The sequence below is a fragment of the Peribacillus sp. FSL K6-5616 genome, assembly GCF_038008245.1.
Classification (GTDB): Bacteria; Bacillota; Bacilli; order Bacillales; family DSM-1321; genus Peribacillus; species Peribacillus frigoritolerans.
In genome coordinates, this window is sequence record NZ_JBBOYT010000001.1 from 980865 (window position 1) to 1002011 (window position 21147).

19 protein-coding genes are annotated in these 21147 nt (G+C 41.4%); 16 read left to right on the forward strand and 3 right to left on the reverse strand.

Annotation, left to right across the window (positions count from 1 at the left end; all coding sequences use genetic code 11):
• Positions 1–39: 39 nt before the first annotated feature.
• A complete protein-coding gene (gene nhaC / locus MHB45_RS04705) occupies positions 40–1419 on the forward strand; it encodes a Na+/H+ antiporter NhaC (protein WP_072272667.1) in 1380 nt (459 codons plus the stop codon).
• Between the two features lie 108 nt (positions 1420–1527).
• Here nhaC and MHB45_RS04710 read toward each other — a convergent pair whose 3' ends face one another.
• The gene (locus MHB45_RS04710; protein ID WP_048689108.1) at positions 1528–2721 is read right to left on the reverse strand and encodes an FtsW/RodA/SpoVE family cell cycle protein; all 1194 of its coding nucleotides are present in this window, start codon (positions 2719–2721) and stop codon (positions 1528–1530) included.
• A 352-nt stretch (positions 2722–3073) separates the two neighbouring features.
• Here MHB45_RS04710 and MHB45_RS04715 point away from each other — a divergent pair, with 352 nt between their 5' ends.
• The 3 genes from MHB45_RS04715 to MHB45_RS04725 all read left to right on the forward strand — a co-directional run bounded on the left by MHB45_RS04715 (position 3074) and on the right by MHB45_RS04725 (position 6058).
• Positions 3074–3238: a hypothetical protein gene (locus MHB45_RS04715; protein WP_153246176.1), complete on the forward strand. Its 165-nt coding sequence runs from the start codon at positions 3074–3076 to the stop codon at positions 3236–3238.
• A 218-nt stretch (positions 3239–3456) separates the two neighbouring features.
• The gene (locus MHB45_RS04720) at positions 3457–5016 is read left to right on the forward strand and encodes an aldehyde dehydrogenase family protein (RefSeq protein ID WP_072272668.1); all 1560 of its coding nucleotides are present in this window, start codon (positions 3457–3459) and stop codon (positions 5014–5016) included.
• 259 nt (positions 5017–5275) lie between these two features.
• A complete protein-coding gene (locus MHB45_RS04725) occupies positions 5276–6058 on the forward strand; it encodes a TerC family protein (RefSeq protein ID WP_048689105.1) in 783 nt (260 codons plus the stop codon).
• A gap of 136 nt (positions 6059–6194) precedes the next feature.
• Here MHB45_RS04725 and MHB45_RS04730 read toward each other — a convergent pair whose 3' ends face one another.
• The gene (locus MHB45_RS04730) at positions 6195–7562 is read right to left on the reverse strand and encodes an IS1182 family transposase (protein WP_161922717.1); all 1368 of its coding nucleotides are present in this window, start codon (positions 7560–7562) and stop codon (positions 6195–6197) included.
• Positions 7563–8184: 622 nt separating this feature from the next.
• Here MHB45_RS04730 and sigI point away from each other — a divergent pair.
• Positions 8185–8928 (forward strand): RNA polymerase sigma factor SigI, encoded by a 744-nt coding sequence (sigI, locus tag MHB45_RS04735; protein ID WP_048680473.1) that lies wholly within the window; start codon positions 8185–8187, stop codon positions 8926–8928.
• Positions 8925–10205 carry an anti-sigma factor domain-containing protein gene (locus MHB45_RS04740; RefSeq protein ID WP_048680469.1) on the forward strand — a complete coding sequence of 427 codons (1281 nt, stop codon included), beginning with the start codon at positions 8925–8927 and terminating at the stop codon, positions 10203–10205. Before sigI ends, MHB45_RS04740 begins: the two co-directional genes overlap by 4 nt.
• A 51-nt stretch (positions 10206–10256) precedes the next feature.
• Here MHB45_RS04740 and MHB45_RS04745 read toward each other — a convergent pair whose 3' ends face one another.
• The gene (locus MHB45_RS04745) at positions 10257–10448 is read right to left on the reverse strand and encodes an alpha/beta-type small acid-soluble spore protein (protein ID WP_034314196.1); all 192 of its coding nucleotides are present in this window, start codon (positions 10446–10448) and stop codon (positions 10257–10259) included.
• Positions 10449–10623: 175 nt separating this feature from the next.
• Here MHB45_RS04745 and MHB45_RS04750 point away from each other — a divergent pair, with 175 nt between their 5' ends.
• The 10 genes from MHB45_RS04750 (at position 10624) to MHB45_RS04795 (ending at position 21146) form a co-directional block, all read left to right on the forward strand.
• Positions 10624–12033, forward strand: a complete 1410-nt coding sequence (locus MHB45_RS04750; RefSeq protein WP_286676049.1) for a TrkH family potassium uptake protein — start codon at positions 10624–10626, stop codon at positions 12031–12033.
• A gap of 186 nt (positions 12034–12219) precedes the next feature.
• Entirely contained in the window at positions 12220–13542 is a 1323-nt protein-coding gene (locus MHB45_RS04755) for an ATP-binding protein (protein ID WP_072272669.1), read from the forward strand.
• A gap of 105 nt (positions 13543–13647) precedes the next feature.
• The gene (locus tag MHB45_RS04760) at positions 13648–14877 is read left to right on the forward strand and encodes an acyl-CoA dehydrogenase family protein (protein WP_072272670.1); all 1230 of its coding nucleotides are present in this window, start codon (positions 13648–13650) and stop codon (positions 14875–14877) included.
• Positions 14874–15647 (forward strand): SDR family oxidoreductase, encoded by a 774-nt coding sequence (locus MHB45_RS04765; protein WP_048680453.1) that lies wholly within the window; start codon positions 14874–14876, stop codon positions 15645–15647. The genes MHB45_RS04760 and MHB45_RS04765 overlap by 4 nt, the downstream gene beginning before the upstream one ends.
• Before the next feature lie 37 nt (positions 15648–15684).
• Positions 15685–17295, forward strand: coding sequence for a long-chain-fatty-acid--CoA ligase (locus MHB45_RS04770; RefSeq protein WP_048680480.1), 1611 nt, complete (start codon positions 15685–15687; stop codon positions 17293–17295).
• Positions 17296–17367: 72 nt separating this feature from the next.
• Entirely contained in the window at positions 17368–17931 is a 564-nt protein-coding gene (locus tag MHB45_RS04775) for a TetR/AcrR family transcriptional regulator (protein ID WP_048680450.1), read from the forward strand.
• Positions 17932–17974: 43 nt separating this feature from the next.
• Entirely contained in the window at positions 17975–18859 is an 885-nt protein-coding gene (locus MHB45_RS04780; RefSeq protein WP_048680446.1) for a 3-hydroxyacyl-CoA dehydrogenase family protein, read from the forward strand.
• On the forward strand, positions 18859–19638 hold the full coding sequence (locus MHB45_RS04785; RefSeq protein ID WP_048680443.1) for an enoyl-CoA hydratase: 780 nt from the start codon (positions 18859–18861) through the stop codon (positions 19636–19638). The genes MHB45_RS04780 and MHB45_RS04785 overlap by 1 nt, the downstream gene beginning before the upstream one ends.
• Positions 19639–19653: 15 nt before the next feature.
• Entirely contained in the window at positions 19654–20055 is a 402-nt protein-coding gene (locus tag MHB45_RS04790; RefSeq protein WP_048680441.1) for an acyl-CoA thioesterase, read from the forward strand.
• 29 nt (positions 20056–20084) lie between these two features.
• Positions 20085–21146 (forward strand): phosphotransferase family protein, encoded by a 1062-nt coding sequence (locus tag MHB45_RS04795; RefSeq protein ID WP_048680439.1) that lies wholly within the window; start codon positions 20085–20087, stop codon positions 21144–21146.
• The last annotated feature ends 1 nt before the right edge of the window (position 21147 follow it).

Here is a 21147-nt window from a genome sequence, read left to right on the forward strand (position 1 = left end):
CTCAGAGAATATACAACATTGAAAGCGGGGAAATACATCATGCGTCTTGAAGATGCAAAGCTAAAACTCTCCTTACCTGAAGCAATTGGGGTTTTGGCCATTCTTTTCTTAATTATTGCAACTGGTATCATTCATTATGGACTTGCCCCCCATATTCCAATTATAGCGGCACTCCTTTTTCTATTTGTTTATGGAAAGTTCAAGAAGCTGCCATTTTCGATTATGGAGGCGGCTATCGTCAAAGGTGCAGGCACTGGTATGGGAGCCATCTATATATTCTTTTTCATTGGAATGTTAATTTCGATCTGGATGGCAAGCGGGACTATCCCTACCATCATGTTCTATGGGTTTGACTGGATTTCTGGTGAATATTTCTATGCAATCACATTTCTGGTGTGTTCGCTAATTGGGCTCTGTATCGGGAGTTCACTTACAACATCTGCCACAATCGGCGTTGCTTTGATAGGGATGGCGGCGGCGATGGATTTATCGTTGGCGATTACAGCCGGTGCAATCATTTCCGGTGCATTTCTTGGAGATAAAATGTCTCCATTATCCGACTCTACCAATCTTGCATCGGGAACGGTTGGAGCACCATTATTTGAACATATTAATAATATGCTTTGGACTACGATTCCAGGTTTTTTCATATCGCTTATCATCTTTTTCTTCCTTTCACCGAATGCCAAAGTTGCTCGCGTTGAGGAAATCGAAGCCATGACCAAAGCCCTGGAAATGGAAACGAATATAAGCATATGGAGTTTGATTCCGTTTGTCATCGTTCTAATCATGGCTTTGAAAAAGGTGTCAGCGATTCCGACATTGTCAGCAGGAATCATTTCGGCGGCTGTCATTGCTTTCATACAAACCCCAAGTTTGACGGTTGCAAAAATAGCGGATATCTTATACGGGGGTTTTGTACTGAAGAGTGGAATGGAACAACTTGACTCAATCCTATCGCGGGGCGGAATTGAAAGTATGATGTTCTCCGTTTCGATGGTGTTGTTGGCATTGGCGATGGGCGGACTATTGTTTGAATTGGGAGTCATTCCTTCTATTTTAAATGCAATCCAGGATTCATTGACGAGTGTAGCGAAAGTGATTTCCGCTACTGTATTTGCAGGAATCAGCGTGAATTTCCTTGTGGGTGAACAGTATTTGTCAGTTATACTGCCTGGGAAAGCCTTTCAGCAGAGATATGAAGATTTAGGCTTGCAGCCCAAAACGCTTGCGAGGGTGCTTGAAGATGCGGGAACAGTTGTGAATCCTCTGGTTCCATGGGGTGTCTGCGGTGTATTCCTGACACAGGTATTGGGTGTTTCAACCCTTGAATATGCTCCATTTGCATTTTTCTGCCTACTTTGTCCTTTGCTTAGCCTGATTTCTGGCTTTACTAAAATCGGTATCCATTATAAATGAAAAAACAGGCGGTCGGATTCGACTGCCTGTTTTTTATGAGAACTTCCATAACCTTACAGAGAAGGGGAACCCCTGACATGAACAGAAATGCCAGGGGTATTTGATCGTTTATTTTGAAGACGCGATCTCATCTTTTGGGATGGATACGACTTTTTCTTTCTGTTCAAGTAAATTCATTCGCATGACGACATTTTGGAATATGCCCATTGAAAGCATGAGCAGCAGTAAGGAAGATCCTCCATAACTGATGAATGGAAGGGTGATCCCTGTAATTGGGATAAGTCCGGTCACTCCGCCGACGTTGATACCGACTTGAATGCCGATCATGGATGAGATGCCGATCAATAAAAGACTTCCAAATGGATCTTTGCATTTGGCTGAAAGTACAAATCCCCTCAGGACGACAAAACCTAGTGTCAATAGAACGAATCCCACTCCGAATATCCCGAGCTCTTCTGCAATGACGGCCATGATGAAATCAGTATGTGATTCAGGCAGATACCCGTATTTTTGTACACTGTCACCAAGTCCCACTCCAGTAAGGCCGCCGGAACCTATGGCGAATAAGGAATTCACGAGTTGATACCCGCTTTCTCCTGCCTTTCCGAAAGGGTCTGCAAACCCGGTAAAACGAGACATCTTATTTTCAGTAAGAACGGCTGAGAAATTTCCTGTCACGAGTACCCCCAATGCAAATATGGCAACGAATATCGCAGTGATTAAAGAGAGTTTGAATATACTCTTAAAAGACATACCGGATGAAATGATCATGGTACTTGAAATCAGGAAAATGACCGCTGCCGTTCCATAGTCAGGTTGTATTCCGATTAAAAAGCAGATGAATACCAGAAAGAAAATCGGCGGGATGACGGCTTTATCAATACTATTGATTCGATCCTGCCTTTTTCCGTAAATGGCTGCCAGATAAATGATTATGGCTAACTTGGAAAATTCCGCAGGTTGTATCGATGCTGTCCCTAACTTGAACCAGCTTGTGGCATTTCCTGCTGTATGGCCGAAGATAAAGAGCAGCAAAAGGATACCGGCCATTCCAAACATCATAGACATCAAGAACATTTTGTTTTTGTACATCTTATAAGGAAGAATCATCGTGACGATCATTGCCGCGAATGAAATGAGAAAGGCCGTTTTTTGTTTCTCAAAGAAGTAATCCATGGGCCAGCCGTATCGAGCGACTGCAGTGATCATGCTCGAACTGTAAATCATGACTAAACCAAACAAACAGAGTAATACGACAGCGATGAAAATAGGGAAGTCGTATGCTTTAATTATTCTTTTCACTTGTGCGCTCACCTCAAATATGTATGCGCGAAAAAATCGCCTTCTTATATAGTAACGGAAAATCGGTTATATAGATAATAATTTTTATTCGATAGTATGAATTTATCCTCCATTACCCAGTATTAAACACTAAAACCGATAAACTTGTCTGCCGGATTATCAGAATTTCGATTCTTATTATACTTACCTTCGATAACAAACGTGAATATTCCTTTTAATAACGAAAAAATTTTACTATATATTCCATTTTGAAGTGCTAACATGTCTGGGAGATTACTAGTTAATGGTATTTGCGTTGAGGATGGATTTCATGGAGCTTCACCAATTGAGTTGTAAAACGTGATGTGATGCAGTGGATACTGTGAATACACCGATTAAGTGGCAGGGAATCGGTCAGGAACCTTATGAAGAGAGGGAACCGGTTGTGAAGTTGGTTCCAAGCGATTATATTATACAGGCTGCTGCGTCTCTGGCATTATATAAAGAGGGTTCAGGGGAAGAATTTCCGTACGTTTAGTGAAGTATATGAACATATAACTGTTCAAGAAAAGTGCTCAGGCGCTCTTATCAATTCTTTTGGCAACCTAATTTCATTTGAAAAGGGCGTTTTGACATCAGTGCAGCCGAGAAGTTTTGCTGCATTTCAGAGGAGGGGTTCCTCCTCGGTCGATCTTTATTAAAGCATAAAAATGATATGGAGTAACGATAAAATAAGATAAAGCAAGGGGAGTAGTTATGGAAGAAATACATGACAAGTTGGAAGTGTTTTCTCCGGCAACAGGTGAGAAGATTGCGGAAATCGTCCCAACACCATTGAAGTCGATTCCTCATATATATATGAAATCAAGACATGCGTTCCAATCATGGTCGAATCTTCCCATCAAGGAACGGCTGCACTATTTAAAACGGCTCCGTTTATTGATGGTTGAAAGGATGGATGAAATAGCAGAAGTCATTTCAAAAGATGCGGGAAAAGTGAAAATTGAAGCGCTGGTTGCTGACATCATGCCAACGATCGATGCAATCAAGCATATCGAGAAACATGCAGTGAAATCTCTTTCCGGACGGAAGGTCACCACTCCACTCATGTTAATTGGTAAAAAATCTTATGTCCATTATATGCCCCGTGGAACGATTCTCGTCATTTCACCATGGAATTATCCGCTGCAGCTTTCCATGGTTCCCATTCTTAATGCCCTAGCGGCTGGAAATACTGTCATCGCCAAACCATCAGAGGTAACTCCTTTAGTTGGGGTGTGCATCGAAAATCTGTTTCTTGAAGCTGGTTTCCCAGAAGGAACTATACAGTTTGCCCATGGAGGGAAAGAATTGGGTGCGGCATTAACTGAGCAAAAACCAGATTATATATTTTTTACTGGATCTGTAAGGACCGGAAAAATGATTGGTGAGGTTGCAGCAAGAGACCTGATCCCAACGACTTTGGAGCTTGGCGGTAAGGATCCGATGATCGTTCTGCGTGATGCTAACCTGGAACGGGCTGTGAACGGGGCTCTTTGGGGGGCTTTCACAAATAGTGGGCAGGTGTGCATGAGTGTTGAAAGGGTTTATGTGGAACGTCCTGTTTATAAGGAATTCCTAATGCTTCTTAAAGAAAAAACGAAGTCCATGAGGCAGGGGGTGCAATCGCAGGATGATATCGGTTCAATGACTTTCCCTAAACAAGTGGATATTGTGGCTGACCAACTGGAGGATGCACTGAATAAAGGGGCCGTACTTGAAACCGGAACACCTCCGAAAGAGTGGAAAACGGGGCAGACCCATTTCATTCCGCCGACGATTCTTTCCAATGTCGATCATTCCATGAAAATCATGAAAGAAGAAACGTTCGGACCCGTGTTGCCTGTTGTGCCTTTCGATACGGAGGAAGAAGTGATCGCCCTGGCAAATGAAAGTGAATATGGACTCAATTCCAGCGTTTGGACGATGGATAGGGAAAAAGCAAGTCGGATTGCGTCACGGTTAGTAACCGGTGCGGTGACGATCAATGATGTGCTGATTACGGTTGCTAATCATCATTTACCATTTGGCGGTGCCAAACAAAGTGGGGTTGGCCGCTATCATGGCGAGCATGGATTGAAGATTTTCTGCCATGAAAAGGCGATCATGATCGATAAAGGTAAAAACGATACAGAAATACAATGGTATCCATATGAAGGGAAATACACGAGTTTTTTATCGCTATTTCAGAACTATTTTTCTGCAAAACCGAACTGGATTCGTTTCGGCAAAGAATATTTATCGTTGTTAAAATTATCCAAAAGGAACAGAAAATGAGATCCATTTATAAAAAAAGATTGTTATTTTCATAACGAGCGCGTATACTATTAATATACTTAATAACTGATTTTCCTTTTCAAAGGGGAGTAGCGTTAGGGTTCGCCCTAAAACAAAGTCGTCATTACGTGAATGTTAAACATTCATCGGCTTTGTTGACATGATTTCATGTTCAGCAAGACCTTTGCCTATACGGCAGAGGTCTTTTTATTTTGCCAATGCCAATAGGAAGGAAATACTACTATTGGAGGTTGAATGGATGGAAGCATCAATGTTATTGGAATATGGCTGGGTCCTTCTTATCTTGGTTGGATTAGAAGGGATACTGGCTGCAGATAATGCAGTCGTCATGGCTGTCATGGTTAAGCATTTGCCAAAAGAACAACAGCGGAAAGCCTTGTTTTATGGTCTGATGGGAGCTTTTGTTTTCCGTTTTGCCAGTCTATTCCTTATTTCCTTTCTTGTCGAGGTGTGGCAAGTTCAAGCAATCGGTGCGATTTATCTACTTTTCATCGCTTTTCAGCACATTTACAAAAAATACGCTGGTAAAGGTGAGAAGGAAATCACGAAGCCTAAAAAGCAATCCGGTTTCTGGATGACCGTGGTAAAGGTTGAAGCGGCTGATATCGCTTTCGCTATCGATTCCATGTTGGCTGCCGTCGCACTGGCTGTTACACTTCCTGCAACAGGCTGGATGAAAGTCGGCGGTATTGACGGAGGGCAATTCGCTGTCATGTTCCTCGGCGGTATGATCGGGTTGATCATTATGCGATTTGCAGCAAATGCATTCGTTAAGCTGCTTCATCGGCGTCCTTCACTTGAAACGGCAGCATTTTTGATTGTGGGTTGGGTTGGCGTGAAATTGGCGGTACACACACTTGCACACCCTTCACTTGCTTTCATTGATCATCATTTCCCTGAATCAACGCTTTGGAAATCGATTTTCTGGACTGTATTGATTGGAATTGCAGCAGGTGCATGGATCATTTCAAGCAAAAAAGAAAAAAAAGAGAAAGAAGAGAAAAAAATACAGGAAGCATAAAAAAACAGGCGTGCCGGTCACGCCTACAGTTTGTAGACAAAAGGGGTTCGGAATTAAAAAATTCTGAACCCCTTTTGAAATTCCCTTTGAATTTTCGCCTGAAGTTTAGAGATTGGGGCTCTACGAGCCCACTATGTTAGGCCATTTTTGGACCTTGCCATGTCCAATTGGCCATCTTCTTTAAATTAATGGCAGCGAAAGTAAGCATCGCCTGCATCGACAATTTTTTAAGTCCCCTTAAAGTAGTCCAACGCATACCATGCTTTTCTTTTGCATCTGCGAATACACGCTCAATCGTTTCTTTACGTTTTGCATATATAGGTTTTACATCTTGATGATGACGCAGATGATCTGCTTCTTCCACATGTGTTTGCCAGATATGCCGTGTCACCACTTTTTGACAGTCTTTGCTTTCTGTACACCGAGATAAAAATGAGCATGTTGTACAAATTTGTTTTGGCGATTTGTACTCGCGATAGCCCTCTTTATTTGTTGTTGAGTACTTTAAAGTTTCGCCCGAAGGGCAAAGGTAACAATCAAAATGTTCATCGTATACATAGTCCTGTTTGCGGAAAAATCCTTCTTTGGTGCGAGGACGTGTATAAGGTAAAGCCGGTATGATTTCTTTGTTAAATTTGTTAAATAGGTAGCTTGTAATCGCTGGTGTTTTATAAGCTGCATCTGCGGCAACGGCTTCCGGTTTTCCAACTTTCTCAATCACTTGTTCAACTAGTGGCTCTAAGATCTGACTGTCATGTGTATTTCCAGGTGTTACAATCGTTCCCAATACAAAACCGTTGCGGTCTGCGGCCGCGTGGAATGAATAGGCAAACTGTTTTGTTCGTTCATCTTTCACATAGTAGCCACTCTCAGAATCCGTTGTACTTTCTTTAATCTCTTTGGTCTCTTCTTTATCAAATTTATCTGGTGGAAAAGGCTTTTTTCCATGGTTTTCACGATCTTGATTGATTTCTTCTTGAAGACGTCCTTGATACGCTCGTGTTTCTTTACGAACGATTTTCTTTTCAAATTTCCGTTTATTCGCACTGGCTTTCACATGTGTGGAATCCACGAAAACGTGTTCAGCACTTATTAACTTTTTATTAGCAGCTGTCATTAAAATGCGATAGAAAATCTGTTCAAACAGATCTGTATCTTTGAAGCGTCGCTCATAATTTTTCCCGAACGTAGAGAAATGAGGTACTTTATCATGGAAACCATAGCCTAAGAACCAACGGTAAGCCATATTGGTTTCAACTTCTTCAATCGTTTTACGCATGGAACGAATACCGAAGGTATATTGAATGAAAGTCAGTTTAACTAAAATAACTGGATCAATACTTGGGCGTCCTACCTCTGAATACATATCTTTCACCAAGTCATAAATGAAAGTGAAGTCAATGGCAGCCTCCATTTTACGAACCAAATGGTTCGGTGGCACCAATTGATCTAAAGTAATCATTTCAAGTTGATCTCGCTGAATAGAATCATGTTTAGAAAGCATCCTCATCACCTCAAGTTTTAATACTTCTATTTTAAAACAAACATGACTCCAGGCAAAAGTGTTCTATCTAAAAGGTAAGACAAAGTTGATTGGAACGGAAGGTACGAGACTCCTGCGGGAAAAGCGCGTCTAGGGGAGACCCCGCAGGCGAAAGCCGAGGAGGCTCCCCGACCGCCCGCGGAAAGCGAGTGCCTGGAGTGGAAATCAACGTCCAAATTGTACAAGCCATAAAAATAGACAAACTCGATTTTCATCGAGTTTGTCTACAGTCTGCAGGCGTGCCGGTCACGCCTATTTTTTTTGCTTCTTAAAGTATTTATGGAGATGACCCTCAAAAGCGCAGGTACGTTTACGAATGATATGTTAAAAGATGTGAATATTAAATTCCGGTTATAAAAATGACAATTGTCCCATTGTATTGGGCAAAAAAACGGAAAAAGATATTTTACTGTAATTGCACTGTAACAAACGAGAAAAAACTAAGTATTTTATCATGTTGATATATTGTGTGATTTCATTTTTATCGCAAAAATAGTTCTTTTGGTACTGTCTTTTAGACTCCCTCCGCTTAAGATAAGTATGTTGATGCGTATTTTATGTTCAACAGGAGCGAGGTGAGCAAATGCTTGGTTTGTTGTTTACAGCATTCAAAAAAAAGCGTTCTTTAGAAGAAACCGTATTGAAAATTCAACAAGGCGATAATAGCCTTCGTAATGATACTATAGAGTCATTCAAACCTTTTATTGCTAAAACAGTCTCATCGGTTTGCAAACGGTACATATACGAATCAGATGATGAATTCAGTATTGGAATGATTGCTTTTAACGAGGCAATTGAAAAATACTCCCCGGAAAAAGGCCGTTCTTTATTGGCATTTGCCGAAACCCTCGTTAAACGAAGGGTTATAGATTATTTAAGAAGCCAGTCCAAACAAAAAGAAATCCTATTGGATTTAACACTGAATGATGATAATGATCAAAGCCAAATATATATCGATAATGAAAATTCCATCAATGAATACGAAATGCAGAAGGAATCGGAAAGAAGAAAAGAAGAAATTCAGCTTTATATAAGCCATCTAGAGGATTTTGGTCTGTCATTTGAGGATTTAGTTGAAAACTCTCCCAAACATGCAGATGCCAGGAAGGGAGCTATTATGATCGCTAAATTGTTAATGGAAGATGACGAACTGAAGGAAATCCTGTTTACAAAAAAGCGGCTGCCCGTAAAACAGCTTGAGGGAAAAGTGGAAGTAAGCAGAAAAACGATTGAACGGAACAGAAAATACATCATTGCCGTGGCAATCATAATAAACGGAGATTTTTTGTATTTGAATGATTATATAAAAGGGGCTATCGATGAATGAAAAAAGGAGTTATTCTTTCAGTTAATAAACGATTTGTAACCCTATTGACCCCCGAGGGTGAATTTCTGAAAACCAAAAGGCAGGAAAGGGAATATGAAGTGGGTGAGGAAATAACTTTTTCACCTGCAAAACAAAAATTCACTTTGGCCTTTTCCAATATTCATTCATCTTTCAAAAAAACGGCCGTGCTAAGCATTGCCTCCACCTTCCTGATTCTCTTTTCAATTCTTCCTTCTTATTTCTCTGGTCCTGTGTCGGCATATATGACCATAGATGTGAATCCAAGCATTGAATTGGAGCTTGATGATGATTTAGAAGTTCTCAAGCTTACCGGATTAAATGTAGACGGAAAGCTTGTGATCGGTCAGCTGAAGGACTGGAAAGGCAAGGATATAAAAGCTGTTACAAACCGAATCGTTGAAACGACGAAGCGACTTGGTTATTTGAAAGGAAATAAACAAATAGTCGTTTCCACAACGTTAATGAAAAAAAATAAAGAACTGAATAAGAATTTAAAAGAGGAGATAAAAGAAATATCTGAGCAGGATAATGTTTCCAAAACAAAGATGAAAGTGATCCAGGCAACAAAAAGCGATCGGAAGCAAGCTAGGGAACAAGGAATATCCACGGGTAAGTATCTCGAAAAGAAGTTGAATGAAGATAAAGATAAGATAAAGGTCAATAAGAGGGAGCCTGCCCCGGCGCCAGTTAAAAAAGTCGAGGAAAACGTTGTTATTCCGAAAGAAAAGGGCGTAATGCTAAGTACGGAAAACAAATCGGATGGAGAAAAGAAAAAAGAGAATAATGAAATTGAAATAAAACAAAAGCCGGCCAATGAAGCCAAACCGACTGAACGGAAAAACGCGGGTATTGAAGTTACCAAAATTAAGGAACAAACCGAACGGGGAAATACAAGTGGAAAACGGAATGCGATAAATGGATATAAGGAAAAAAGCAACGAGTCAAAAGGGAAATCGGATAGCCATCACAGCAACCAATCAAAGGACAAGCAGAAAAATGAACAGAATGAGAAAAAGTTCGATGTAAAAAAAGTTTCATCACTCAAAGAAAAGGATAGTGATGATTCTATAAAGCACGATAATAAAAATAAGCAAAATAAACAGGATAGACAAGATAAACAGGTTACACAGGATAGGCAGGAAATACAAGTTAAACAAGATAAACAGGATAAGCAATATAAACAAGATAAGAAAGATTGGGATAAGTCGAAAAGGGGTAAAGGCAATAATGGAAACGGAAATGGACATAATCATTAAAAAGAGTCCAGCATGCAGCTGGACTCTTAGCCATGGATATTTAATTGTGAATTATTGACCTTTAAGTTGAGATTGTGCTTGTTGTACAAGACGTTTCGTGATTTCTCCGCCAACTGAACCATTGGCACGTGCTGAAGTATCGGAACCTAATTGTACACCGAATTCAGATGCAATTTCATATTTGATTTGTTCTAATGCTTGTTCGATTCCTGGAACAAGAAGATTGTTACTGCTGTTAGCCATTTGAATCTCCCCTTTACTTTTTCAACGGCTTTTGCCGCTGTAATGATAGTATAAGTAGAATGTGGAGTTTTACTTATACGAGCAGCATCAAACTTATTGGTAAACCTGCCTTTTTGTTGTAAGTAAGTCAGTTTTAAAAGAGAATGGAAAAAAGCATGATAAAAGGGTAAACTAGATTTTTAATGGTTATGTGATTTGCATAACTATAAAGGAGCAAGAAAGGAAACTCTTTATGTTTGCTATCAAAAAAATATTATCAAAGTTAACACCAGCTCAGCTTATCGTCGGTTATTATGTTTTGGCAGTCAGCATCTCGACCGTACTGTTGAGTCTGCCGGTCGCTCTTAAGCCAGGCGTGGAATTTGGATTCATGGATGCTTTATTCACAGCCGTAAGTGCAGTTAGTGTAACAGGTCTAACAGTTGTAAGTTTGCCCGAAGTGTACAATGAGGTAGGCTATTTCATTCTCATGTTCGTTCTCCAATTTGGCGGTATTGGCATCATGACACTCGGAACCTTTTTCTGGCTTATAGTGGGCAAGAAAATCGGCTTGAAGGAAAGACAATTGATCATGACGGATCAAAACCAATCGAATCTTTCCGGGCTTGTTAAATTATTGATCCAAATCATTCAGATATTTGTCGTAATTGAAATGATTGGGGCTCTCGTTTTAGGCATTTACTTTCTGAATTATTTTCCAGACGGGAAAGAAGCCTTTTTAAATGGCTTATTTTTAGCCGTAAGTGCCACCACGAATGCTGGTTTTGATATTACCGGTATTTCGATGATTCCATTTAAAGACGATTATTTTGTGCAGTTCATTACGATTATCCTGCTTACCCTTGGAGCCATTGGGTTTCCTGTCTTGATTGAGCTGAAGGAGTTTTTGTCCAATAAGGCCCGTACTTATAAGTTTCATTTTTCTTTGTTCACGAAGCTGACCTCAGTCACTTTCTTTTCCCTTATCGTTGGGGGAACGATCCTGATTTACCTTCTAGAAATTAATGGGTTCTTTAAAGGTAAGAACTGGCATGAATCGTTCTTTTACTCATTGTTTATGTCCTCCAATACGCGGAGCGGCGGGTTGGCAACCATGAATGTGAGTGACTTTTCGGAACCGACCCTTTTATTGTTGAGCATATTGATGTTCATTGGAGCTTCCCCAAGTTCAGTCGGGGGAGGAATCCGGACAACTACACTGGCCATCATGATTCTATTTTTATGGAATTTCATGAGAGGAAGGCGTTCCATAAAAGTTTTCAAACGGGAGATTCATCCCGATGATATCCGAAAAGCGACAGCGGTTATGATCATGGGATCGCTTCTTTGCATAATGGCGGTCTTCATATTATCCATTACCGAAAATTTCACTTTGATGCAAATCATTTTTGAAGTATGTTCGGCTTTCGGTTCAGTCGGCCTTTCGATGGGAATCACGCCTGACCTCAGCAATACCGGTAAAATTGTCATTATGATCATTATGTTCATTGGCCGTGTTGGGATAACCTCCCTCCTGTATATCATAGGCCATAAAGAAGTTACGGAAAATTTCCATTATCCAAAAGAACGCGTCATCATTGGGTAAATGATTTAAGTCAGTGACCTTTCCACTCGTGGAAAGGTTTTTTGTGTTGTTTGCAGGAATCATGGATAAAATGTTGAAATTTACCTATAAGTGAGTGTCCTACCATTTCAAATATGCATAAATTGATCCCTTACTTGGAATTCGATCGGATGTAGTATAAACCATTTAGGTAAGGAGGTGGAGAATGTGAAGAAATATACTGGAAGGATCATTGTCCCTACTCTTTTTTTTGTATTGATATTACCCTATATAGGGTGGCTGGGTCATGAAGAACGCAGGTTTTCCGCCTTTGCAGGAATATATTTAATCGTAATTTTAACCATAGCCTGGTGTTTGGGTGCCATCTATGATCATAAACGGAAAACGATAGCTTTATTGCAGGATAGCGAAGGGCGTTATCGCATTTTCTCCAATTACTCTAAAGAATTGGTCAATAGCTTCAATGAGGTTATTTTCCAAACGGATGATAAAGGAAAATGGTTGTACTTAAACCCGGCATGGAAATCGATGAGTGGTGCATCCGTAAATGAATCCCTGGGGCTTCACTTTTCTAAACATATGGATAACAATTCTTATCAAGACGTATTAAAGGCCTTTGCGGACTCCTTTCATCGAGGGGATAAATATTTTCGTGCGGACATTAAACTAAATGCGAAAAAGGGAACAAGCTGGGTTGAGGCATTCGTTAAACTTATTTACGATGACGCTGGGAAATTCATCGGGACAGCGGGCATATTATCGGAAATTAATGAACGTAAACATGCAGAGGAAAAGCTTGTGAGCCTAAACGAACATTTGGCAATCACATCAAGCAAGTTATCAACGGCTGCCCAACTTGCGGCTGGGATTGCACATGAGGTCAGGAATCCGATGACGGCGATAATGGGATTCGTGAAGCTGATTAAAGATGGCGGTGCCGAAAAGCAGGAATACTACGATATTATTTTTTCGGAAATAAATCGAATCGAGAAAGTGCTGAATGAACTCTTGCTGCTATCGAAACCCACTGGGGCGGTATTCCTTGAGAAGGATATAAAGGAAAGCTGTAACCATGCCGTAACGCTGTTGGAGACAAATGCCGTACTGAACAATATTCAAATACATAAAAATTATGATTCAGAACCAATTTTTATGTATTTTGATGAAAACCAAATCAAGCAAGTGCTAATAAACATGATAAAAAATTCCATAGAATCGATGCCGAATGGCGGAAATATTTTTGTGAGCATAAATGAAAAAAATGAGGAAGTTTTTTTGAGCATTTTGGATGAAGGGGATGGTATTCCGGAAAACTCCCTTCAAAAAGTAGGAGAACCATTTTTCACTACAAAAACATCAGGAACGGGTTTGGGTCTTTCCGTTTGTTTTAGAATCATCGAAAAGCATGGAGGAAAAGTTTTCATCACAAGTGAACTGAAAAAAGGTACGAAAATCGTTTGTATATTTCCAACCGTCCAACAAAAGCAATATAGTGAGAACGAAAAGGTCAAGATACGGGATCTTGAATGACAAGAAAACAAAGGTTTAATTGTTGAAAAAATCAGAATCTTGTGTATATAATTTAAAAGTAATAACATACTAACCGGTTAGTAAGTTTAAAAGGAGGAATTCAATTTGAACTTTGAACATACTGAAAAGGTGAAAAATCTGGAAAAGAAGTTAACGGAATTCATGGAGAAGCACGTTTACCCAAATGAATCAATATACAAAAAGCAGCTCGAAGCACAGGAAAGCCGCTGGAGTGAAATTCCCCCGATTTTATCTGAATTGACGGCAAAAGCAAAAGAAGAAGGATTATGGAATTTATTTTTACCTGATAGCGGTTATGGCGCGGGTTTAACAAATCTAGAATATGCCCCGCTTTGCGAGATCATGGGTAGGTCGACGATAGGACCTGAAATCTTCAACTGTAATGCGCCGGACACTGGTAATATGGAAGTGTTGGTGAGATATGGATCGGATGAACATAAAGAACGCTGGCTGAAGCCCTTGCTTGCTGGGGAAATCCGTTCATGCTTCTCGATGACGGAACCGGAAGTGGCGTCTTCCGATGCGACCAATATCGAATGCAGGATTGAAAGGACGGGTAATGAGTATGTCATCAACGGCCGAAAATGGTGGTCTTCAGGAGCAGGCGATCCCCGATGCAAGATTGCCATCGTCATGGGTAAGACAGATCCTGAGGCGGCCAAGCATGAACAACAGTCAATGATTCTTGTCCCGCTCGATACACCGGGTGTCAAAATCGAGAGAATGCTCCCTGTGTTTGGTTATGATCATGCCCCGCATGGCCATGCCGAAATCACGTTTGAAAATGTGAGGGTCCCGGCTACGAATATTCTATGGAGTGAAGGAAAAGGATTTGCGATTGCCCAAGGAAGGCTTGGACCGGGAAGGATACATCATTGCATGAGGCTGATCGGCGCTGCTGAAAGAGCACTTGAAGAATTATGTAAGCGCATTCAAGAGCGCGTCGCTTTTGGTAAAACATTGGCGAGACAAGGTGTAATCATGGAGTGGGTTGCTGATTCACGGATTGAAATCGAACAAGCAAGACTTCTGACCTTAAAAGCTGCCTATATGATGGATACTGTCGGGAACAAGGAAGCAAAGGCGGAGATCGCGATGATAAAAGTGGTGGCACCAAATATGGCATTGAATGTACTGGACAGGGCCATCCAAGGCTTTGGAGCTGCAGGGATTTCCGATGATTTCCCTTTTGCTGCTCATTGGGCCAATGCACGGACTTTAAGGCTTGCTGATGGTCCCGATGAAGTTCATCGCTCACAAGTTGCTAAAATAGAACTTCGAAAATACCAACAAAAGCATGAGGTGAAAATATGAAAGTTACCGACTTATTCGATCTAACTGGAAAGACGGCGATCATAACCGGTGGAGGGAGAGGGTTGGGAGCACAAATAGCGACAGGCTTTGCCGAAGCTGGGGCAAATGTCGTACTTTGTTCAAGGAAGAAGGAAGCATGTGACGAAGTTGCTTCGCAAATCCAAAAACTTGGAGTCAGGGCGCTTTCCTTCAAGTGTGATATCACCAATCCGTCAGATGTACAGGAAGTCGTTAACGAAACTTACCGTGAATTTGGTGTCATCGACATATTAGTAAACAATAGCGGGGCATCCTGGGGGGCACCAGCCGTCGACATGCCTCTTGAAGCGTGGCAGAAGGTGATGAATGTAAATGTAACCGGAACCTTTATCATGAGCCAGACAACAGGCAGGGTAATGATTGAGCAGGGACATGGGAAAATCATAAACATCGCTTCCGTTGCCGGATTAGGGGGTACCGACCCGAGGGTGCTCGATACGGTCGGATATAATACGAGTAAAGGGGCGGTCATTACTTTAACGAAGGATTTGGCCGTTAAATGGGGTCAGCATAATATCAATGTTAATGCAATCGCACCAGGTTTCTTTCCGACAAAAATGACGAAAGGGGTTCTTGAGCAAGGAAAGAATCCTATCCTGGATTCCACGCCGTTAAAAAGGTTAGGGAGTGATGATGATTTGAAAGGGGCAGCGGTTTTCCTGGCCTCAAAGGCATCTGATTTTGTGACTGGAAATATTTTGATCGTCGATGGGGGTTCACATGCAAAGTAATGAAAGGTAAGTAAATATGGCTGGAGGGTATGAAATGATGAATGAAAAAAAATGGCTTTCCGTTTATCCTGATTCAATTTCAAAGGAAATAAAAGTCCCTGAGTTCCCGATGCAAAGAATCCTTCAAAATGCATGTGAGTCCCATCCAAACAATACAGCTATTACTTTTTATGACCGAAAGATATCTTATCAGGAACTTTTTCATGCGTCGCTAGCCTTTGCTTCAGCCTTGCAAAAAAAAGGTGTTCAAAAAGGTGATCGTGTCGCCATCATGCTGCCTAACTGTCCGCAGTACGTCATAGCTTATTATGGATCATTGACAACAGGGGCCATTATCACCCAAATCAACCCAATGCTGGTTGAAAGGGAGCTGCAGCATATCTTACAGGACTCCGGTGCAGAAACGATCGTTATATTGGATGGATTATACCCGAAAGTGAAAAGTGTGCAGCAACATGCAAATTTGAAAAATATTATCGTCGTAAGCCTGCAGACTTCGGAAGCAGATTTTCAGCCTGATGCGTCTTTTGATCAATTCATGAAGACAGGAGACGGCAAAATCAATCCCGTATCAATCGATCCGGAAAATGATATAGCCGTTCTTCAGTATACAGGAGGAACGACTGGCCGTTCAAAAGGGGCGATGCTGACACACAGCAATATTCTGGCCAATGTCGTTCAAACGTATGAATTCTTCAAGCATGAATTAAAAATAGGTACAGAAAGAACGCTGTCGGTCATCCCGCTTTTTCATGTTTTTGGAATGTCGTCCGCAATGAATTTATCCGTGTATATCGCGGGTGACTCCATCATGCTGCCACGATTTGAAATAGAAGAAGTACTGGAAACGATTAAGCGTGAACAGCCGACCACTTTTCCTGGTGTACCGACCATGTATGTAGCGTTGACGAATCATCCGAAGGCAGAAGAATATGGAATGGGCTCCATTCAGGTCTGTAACAGCGGAAGTGCACCGATGCCCGTGGAACTGCTGCGTGAGTTCGAACGAAAATCAGGTGCGAAGATATTGGAAGGCTACGGTCTTACGGAAGCTTCGCCAACAACGCATTGTAACCCGGCATTTGCAAAAAGGAAACCTGGGAGCGTCGGGATTGGTGTCCCTTCGACTGAATATAAGGTGATGGACCTGGGAGACGGAACGAAAGAAGTGGCATCTGGCGAATTGGGGGAATTGGTCGTCAAAGGACCTCAAGTGATGAAAGGTTACTGGAATATGCCGGAGGAAACGGCGGTGACCCTAAGGGGTGGTTGGCTTTATACGGGTGATATCGCCAAAGTTGATGAAGATGGGTACCTCTATATTGTCGACAGGAAAAAAGATTTGATCATCGCAAGTGGTTATAATATATATCCGCGAGATGTCGAGGAAGTTCTCTATGAACATCCAGCTGTCCAGGAAGCGGTTGTCATCGGAGTTCCAGATGCTTACCGAGGGGAGTCGGTAAAAGCGGTGCTTGTACTTAAAAATAATAAAACGGCCAATGAACGGGAAATCATCGATTACTGCCGTGCAAACCTATCGGCTTATAAAGTTCCGCATTTCGTTGAATTTCGTGAAGAGTTACCGAAAACAAATGTCGGAAAGATTTTAAGGCGGGCTTTAAGAGAAGAACTTTCCAGGAAGTAAGAGGGCTTTGATGGCACGAGAGCGTATGATATCAATTCAGCTGAAATTTTAACAGATTGCGAGGGTGCATACATGAAAGAAAAAATGACAGAACATAGCATACGCTTATTTGAAAAGAAGGGCTTTAGTGAAACGTCGATTTCTGATATCGTCGAATCGGTCGGAGTGACGAAGGGAACGTTTTATTATTACTTTACGAGCAAAGAGCAGTTGCTAATGGATATTCATCTAGCTTATATAGACGAGTTGCTTAGTGAGCAGGAAAGAATCATGTTGGAACCTGGGAAAAGCTGCAAGGATAAACTTTTCGATATGGTCTTGATGCTTTTAAAGAGCATTAAAACCAAAAAATCCAGCGCAACGGTCTTTTTCCGTGAAATGAAGAATCTAAGTGACGATAAGCTTGCACAAATCCTTCCTAAGCGGGATGAGTTCCGTAATAAAATCGAGCAAGTTCTGATTAGTGGCATCGAGAGCGGAGAACTGCGTTCCAATCTCGATGCATCCATCATCTCTTTTGCTATTTTGGGTGTTGCCAATTGGAGCTATCATTGGTTCGACCCAGAAGGTGAAAAAACCGAACAGGAAGTTGCAGCCATTTTTATGGGGATGATTCTGCAGGGAATTGAAGCGTGACCAGGTTACATACTAACCGGTTAGTTGAAGGGAGATAGAAGGCATGACCAACAAGCAAATTCAATCAATTACCGTTATTGGGGCTGGGCAGATGGGGCACCAAATTGCGATGCTTGCTGCACTAGGAGGTTACGAAACGATTCTTCAGGATGTTCATGAAAACGCGTTGAATGCAGCCCAAGAAAAATTGGACGTCATTTTGACTAAATGGGTTCAAAAAGGAAAATTGTCTGAAGATCGTAAATTGGCTGCTTTTAGCCGTCTTCAATATACCACCGATCTTGAGAAAGCGGCCAGTGGGGCTGATTTGATCATTGAAGCGGTAGTTGAAAAACTTGATGTGAAGCAGGAGGTTTTCGCCAAACTTGAAGAACTGGCCCCAGCAGAAACCATCTTTGCCACGAATAGTTCAACGATTGTCAATAGCCTGATTGCGAATGTGACGAATCGTCCGGATAAGTTCATTAATATGCATTTCTTTTTCCCGCCTCTAGTAATGGATTGTGTTGAGGTTGTAATGAGTGACCAAACATCCGAGGAAACAGCGAAGCTTGCAATGGAAGTCACAGAGAATATGAATAGGACAGGAGTTTTGTTGAGGAAAGAGATATCGGGATTCGTAGCCAACCGAATTTTGGGAGCGTTGCAGCGTGAGGCCTTATATTTGTATGAAGAAGGAATTGTTGGCTATAAGGATATCGATTTGATTTGCAGGAAAGCTTTAGGCCATCCCATTGGTCCTTTTGAACTGATGGATCTATCAGGTATTGATGTAGGGTATTTTGTCATGCAGCAGCGTTTCAATGAAACTGGAAATCCAGAAGACAAGCCAAATGCTTGTATAGAAGAAAAGGTGAATAAAGGACATTTAGGCAGGAAAACAGGAAAAGGCTGGTATGATTATCCAAACCAAGGAGTGAAGAATTGATGACAAAATTAATTAAAGTGGTTAAGGAAAATAAGCTTGCGGTCATCACCATCGATAATCCTCCATTAAATGTAATCAGCAAACAAGTATTCAGAGAATTGGGAGAAACTTTCGATGAACTTTCAAAAGATACTGAAACTGTTGCGGTACTCATAACCGGTGCAGGCAATATCGCATTTGCGGCCGGGGCTGATATAAAAGAATTCCCTAGCATGATGGGGAACCCGAATATGAAAGAACTGGTAAAGGAAAGTCATGCCGTCCTAACTAAAATCGAACAGTTTCCTAAACCTACGATGGCTGTATTAAATGGCCTGACCTTAGGCGGCGGATGCGAACTGGCACTGGCCTGTGATTTGCGAGTAGCTGAAACACAAGTTCAAATCGGACTGCCGGAAGTGAAATTAGGCTTATTCCCTGGAGGTGGCGGTACACAGCGTTTGTCAAGACTTGTAGGTAATGCAAAGGCAAAAGAGATTATATTTACCGGTGATCCGCTTGGTGCCGCGGAAGCGGAAAAGATTGGGCTTATCAATAAAGTCGTTGAGCAAGGCAGCGGCTTATCGGAAGCGAAAATCTTGGCCTCACGAATGACAAGGCACTCACTTCAGGCACTTTCGAGAATCAAGAAGGCGATTAATGAAGGAAGTGAGGCAACACTTGAAAAAGGTCTAGAGATTGAAACGAATCTGTTTGAAGAAATCTTCCAAACTGAAGATGTTAAAGAAGGGGTTTCCGCTTTCTTGGATAAACGTAAACCTGCTTTCGTACATCGTTAATCAAGGAGGGGTCTTATGCATGAATTGGAAGTCAGCGTCCGTTTTTCCGAAACGGATGCTTTGGGCCACATCAATAACACAAGCTATTTCGTATACCTCGAAGAAGCACGCATGAAATTTTTTGAAGCTTTAGGCCTAGCGACAAATGTAGAATCTTGGAATTTTTTGTTAGCCTCCACCAAATGCGACTTTATTGCTCAGGGATATTTCAATCAACTCTTGACCATTCGTACATCTTTGACAAAGGTAGGTACGAAAAGCTGTGATATGGTCCATGATATCCTCTGTTCACAAACTGGGGAAGTGATTGCTAAAGGAAGCGCAGTTTTAGTCTGTTTTAATTTTTTGAAACAAAAAAGTGAACCTATTCCTGAATTTATTAAAGAAAAGCTCATTTCACATCTTGTTCATAATTAGAATGACAAAGTCTAAAGGAGTGGAAGAACATGGTTGACGATACGATTCCTGTTCGGCCCGGCGAGGAATTGAATATTGCTGCATTAGAAGGTTTCCTAAGAAAAAATGTATTGGACCTTCCAAATGAACCGTTGGAATTACAACAATTTTCCATGGGCTATTCCAATTTGACCTATCAGCTGAAAGTTGGTGAGTGGGAGGCTGTTCTCAGAAGGCCGCCGCTTGGCCCTGTTGCTCCAAAGGCACATGATATGAAGCGTGAACATCATATCCTTTCCTCAATCAACCCATATTTCCAAGCAGCTCCCGAGCCTATTCTGTTCTCGGATGATGAATCGGTTGCGGGGGCCCCTTTTTTCCTAATGGAAAGGAAACATGGAATTGTAATAGATACTGAATTTCCCAAGGGAATCGAGCCTACTGTTGAAAAGTGCCGACAGCTTTCATATGTGATGGTGAATCGGCTTGCTGATCTTCACTCGATTCCCTATGAGAAAACGGGTTTGGTCGAAATATCCAAACCTGAAGGGTTCATTGAAAGACAAGTACACGGATGGATTTCCCGCTATGAGAGAGCAAAGACTGATGAAATCAAGGAAATTCGTCCGCTTATTAATTATTTTCAACATAATATCCCGAAGTATAGCCAGACTTCAATAATCCATTATGACTATAAGATCAATAATGCCATGTTCAATCAGGACCTTACAGAGATGGTTGGTTTATTTGATTGGGAAATGTCCACCGTTGGTGATCCGCTAGCCGATCTAGGAGTGGCATTAAGCTACTGGACGGAAAGCGGTGACCCGGAACTTATCAAAATCGGTGTGGGTCAAGCGTCCGTCACGACTTTAACTGGTTTCCTGACTCGAAGGGAATTTATCGAGACGTATGCAGCAAGAAGTGGCAGGGATGTTACCAACGTCGATTTTTATTTAACCTTTGGTTATTTTAAGTTAGCTGTCATCCTTCAGCAAATCTATTATCGATATAAAAAAGGCCAGACTGATGATCCCCGTTTTTCCAATCTTGGAAAAACGGTTAAAAGCTTACTCACTCATGCTGCAGATGTAGCTGCGAAGGAAGTTTAAT

Excerpts from the sequence above, each read along its gene's own strand:
- MHB45_RS04795 (WP_048680439.1), top strand. The coding sequence starts at position 20,085 with ATGGTTGACGATACGATTCCTGTTCGGCCCGGCGAGGAATTGAATATT.
- MHB45_RS04725 (WP_048689105.1), top strand. The coding sequence starts at position 5,276 with ATGGAAGCATCAATGTTATTGGAATATGGCTGGGTCCTTCTTATCTTG.
- MHB45_RS04780 (WP_048680446.1), top strand. The coding sequence starts at position 17,975 with ATGACCAACAAGCAAATTCAATCAATTACCGTTATTGGGGCTGGGCAG.
- MHB45_RS04720 (WP_072272668.1), top strand. The coding sequence starts at position 3,457 with ATGGAAGAAATACATGACAAGTTGGAAGTGTTTTCTCCGGCAACAGGT.
- MHB45_RS04730 (WP_161922717.1), bottom strand. The coding sequence starts at position 7,562 with ATGCTTTCTAAACATGATTCTATTCAGCGAGATCAACTTGAAATGATT.
- sigI (WP_048680473.1), top strand. The coding sequence starts at position 8,185 with ATGCTTGGTTTGTTGTTTACAGCATTCAAAAAAAAGCGTTCTTTAGAA.
- MHB45_RS04775 (WP_048680450.1), top strand. The coding sequence starts at position 17,368 with ATGAAAGAAAAAATGACAGAACATAGCATACGCTTATTTGAAAAGAAG.
- nhaC (WP_072272667.1), top strand. The coding sequence starts at position 40 with ATGCGTCTTGAAGATGCAAAGCTAAAACTCTCCTTACCTGAAGCAATT.
- MHB45_RS04790 (WP_048680441.1), top strand. The coding sequence starts at position 19,654 with ATGCATGAATTGGAAGTCAGCGTCCGTTTTTCCGAAACGGATGCTTTG.
- MHB45_RS04740 (WP_048680469.1), top strand. The coding sequence starts at position 8,925 with ATGAAAAAAGGAGTTATTCTTTCAGTTAATAAACGATTTGTAACCCTA.
- MHB45_RS04745 (WP_034314196.1), bottom strand. The coding sequence starts at position 10,448 with ATGGCTAACAGCAGTAACAATCTTCTTGTTCCAGGAATCGAACAAGCA.
- MHB45_RS04765 (WP_048680453.1), top strand. The coding sequence starts at position 14,874 with ATGAAAGTTACCGACTTATTCGATCTAACTGGAAAGACGGCGATCATA.
- MHB45_RS04785 (WP_048680443.1), top strand. The coding sequence starts at position 18,859 with ATGACAAAATTAATTAAAGTGGTTAAGGAAAATAAGCTTGCGGTCATC.
- MHB45_RS04770 (WP_048680480.1), top strand. The coding sequence starts at position 15,685 with ATGAATGAAAAAAAATGGCTTTCCGTTTATCCTGATTCAATTTCAAAG.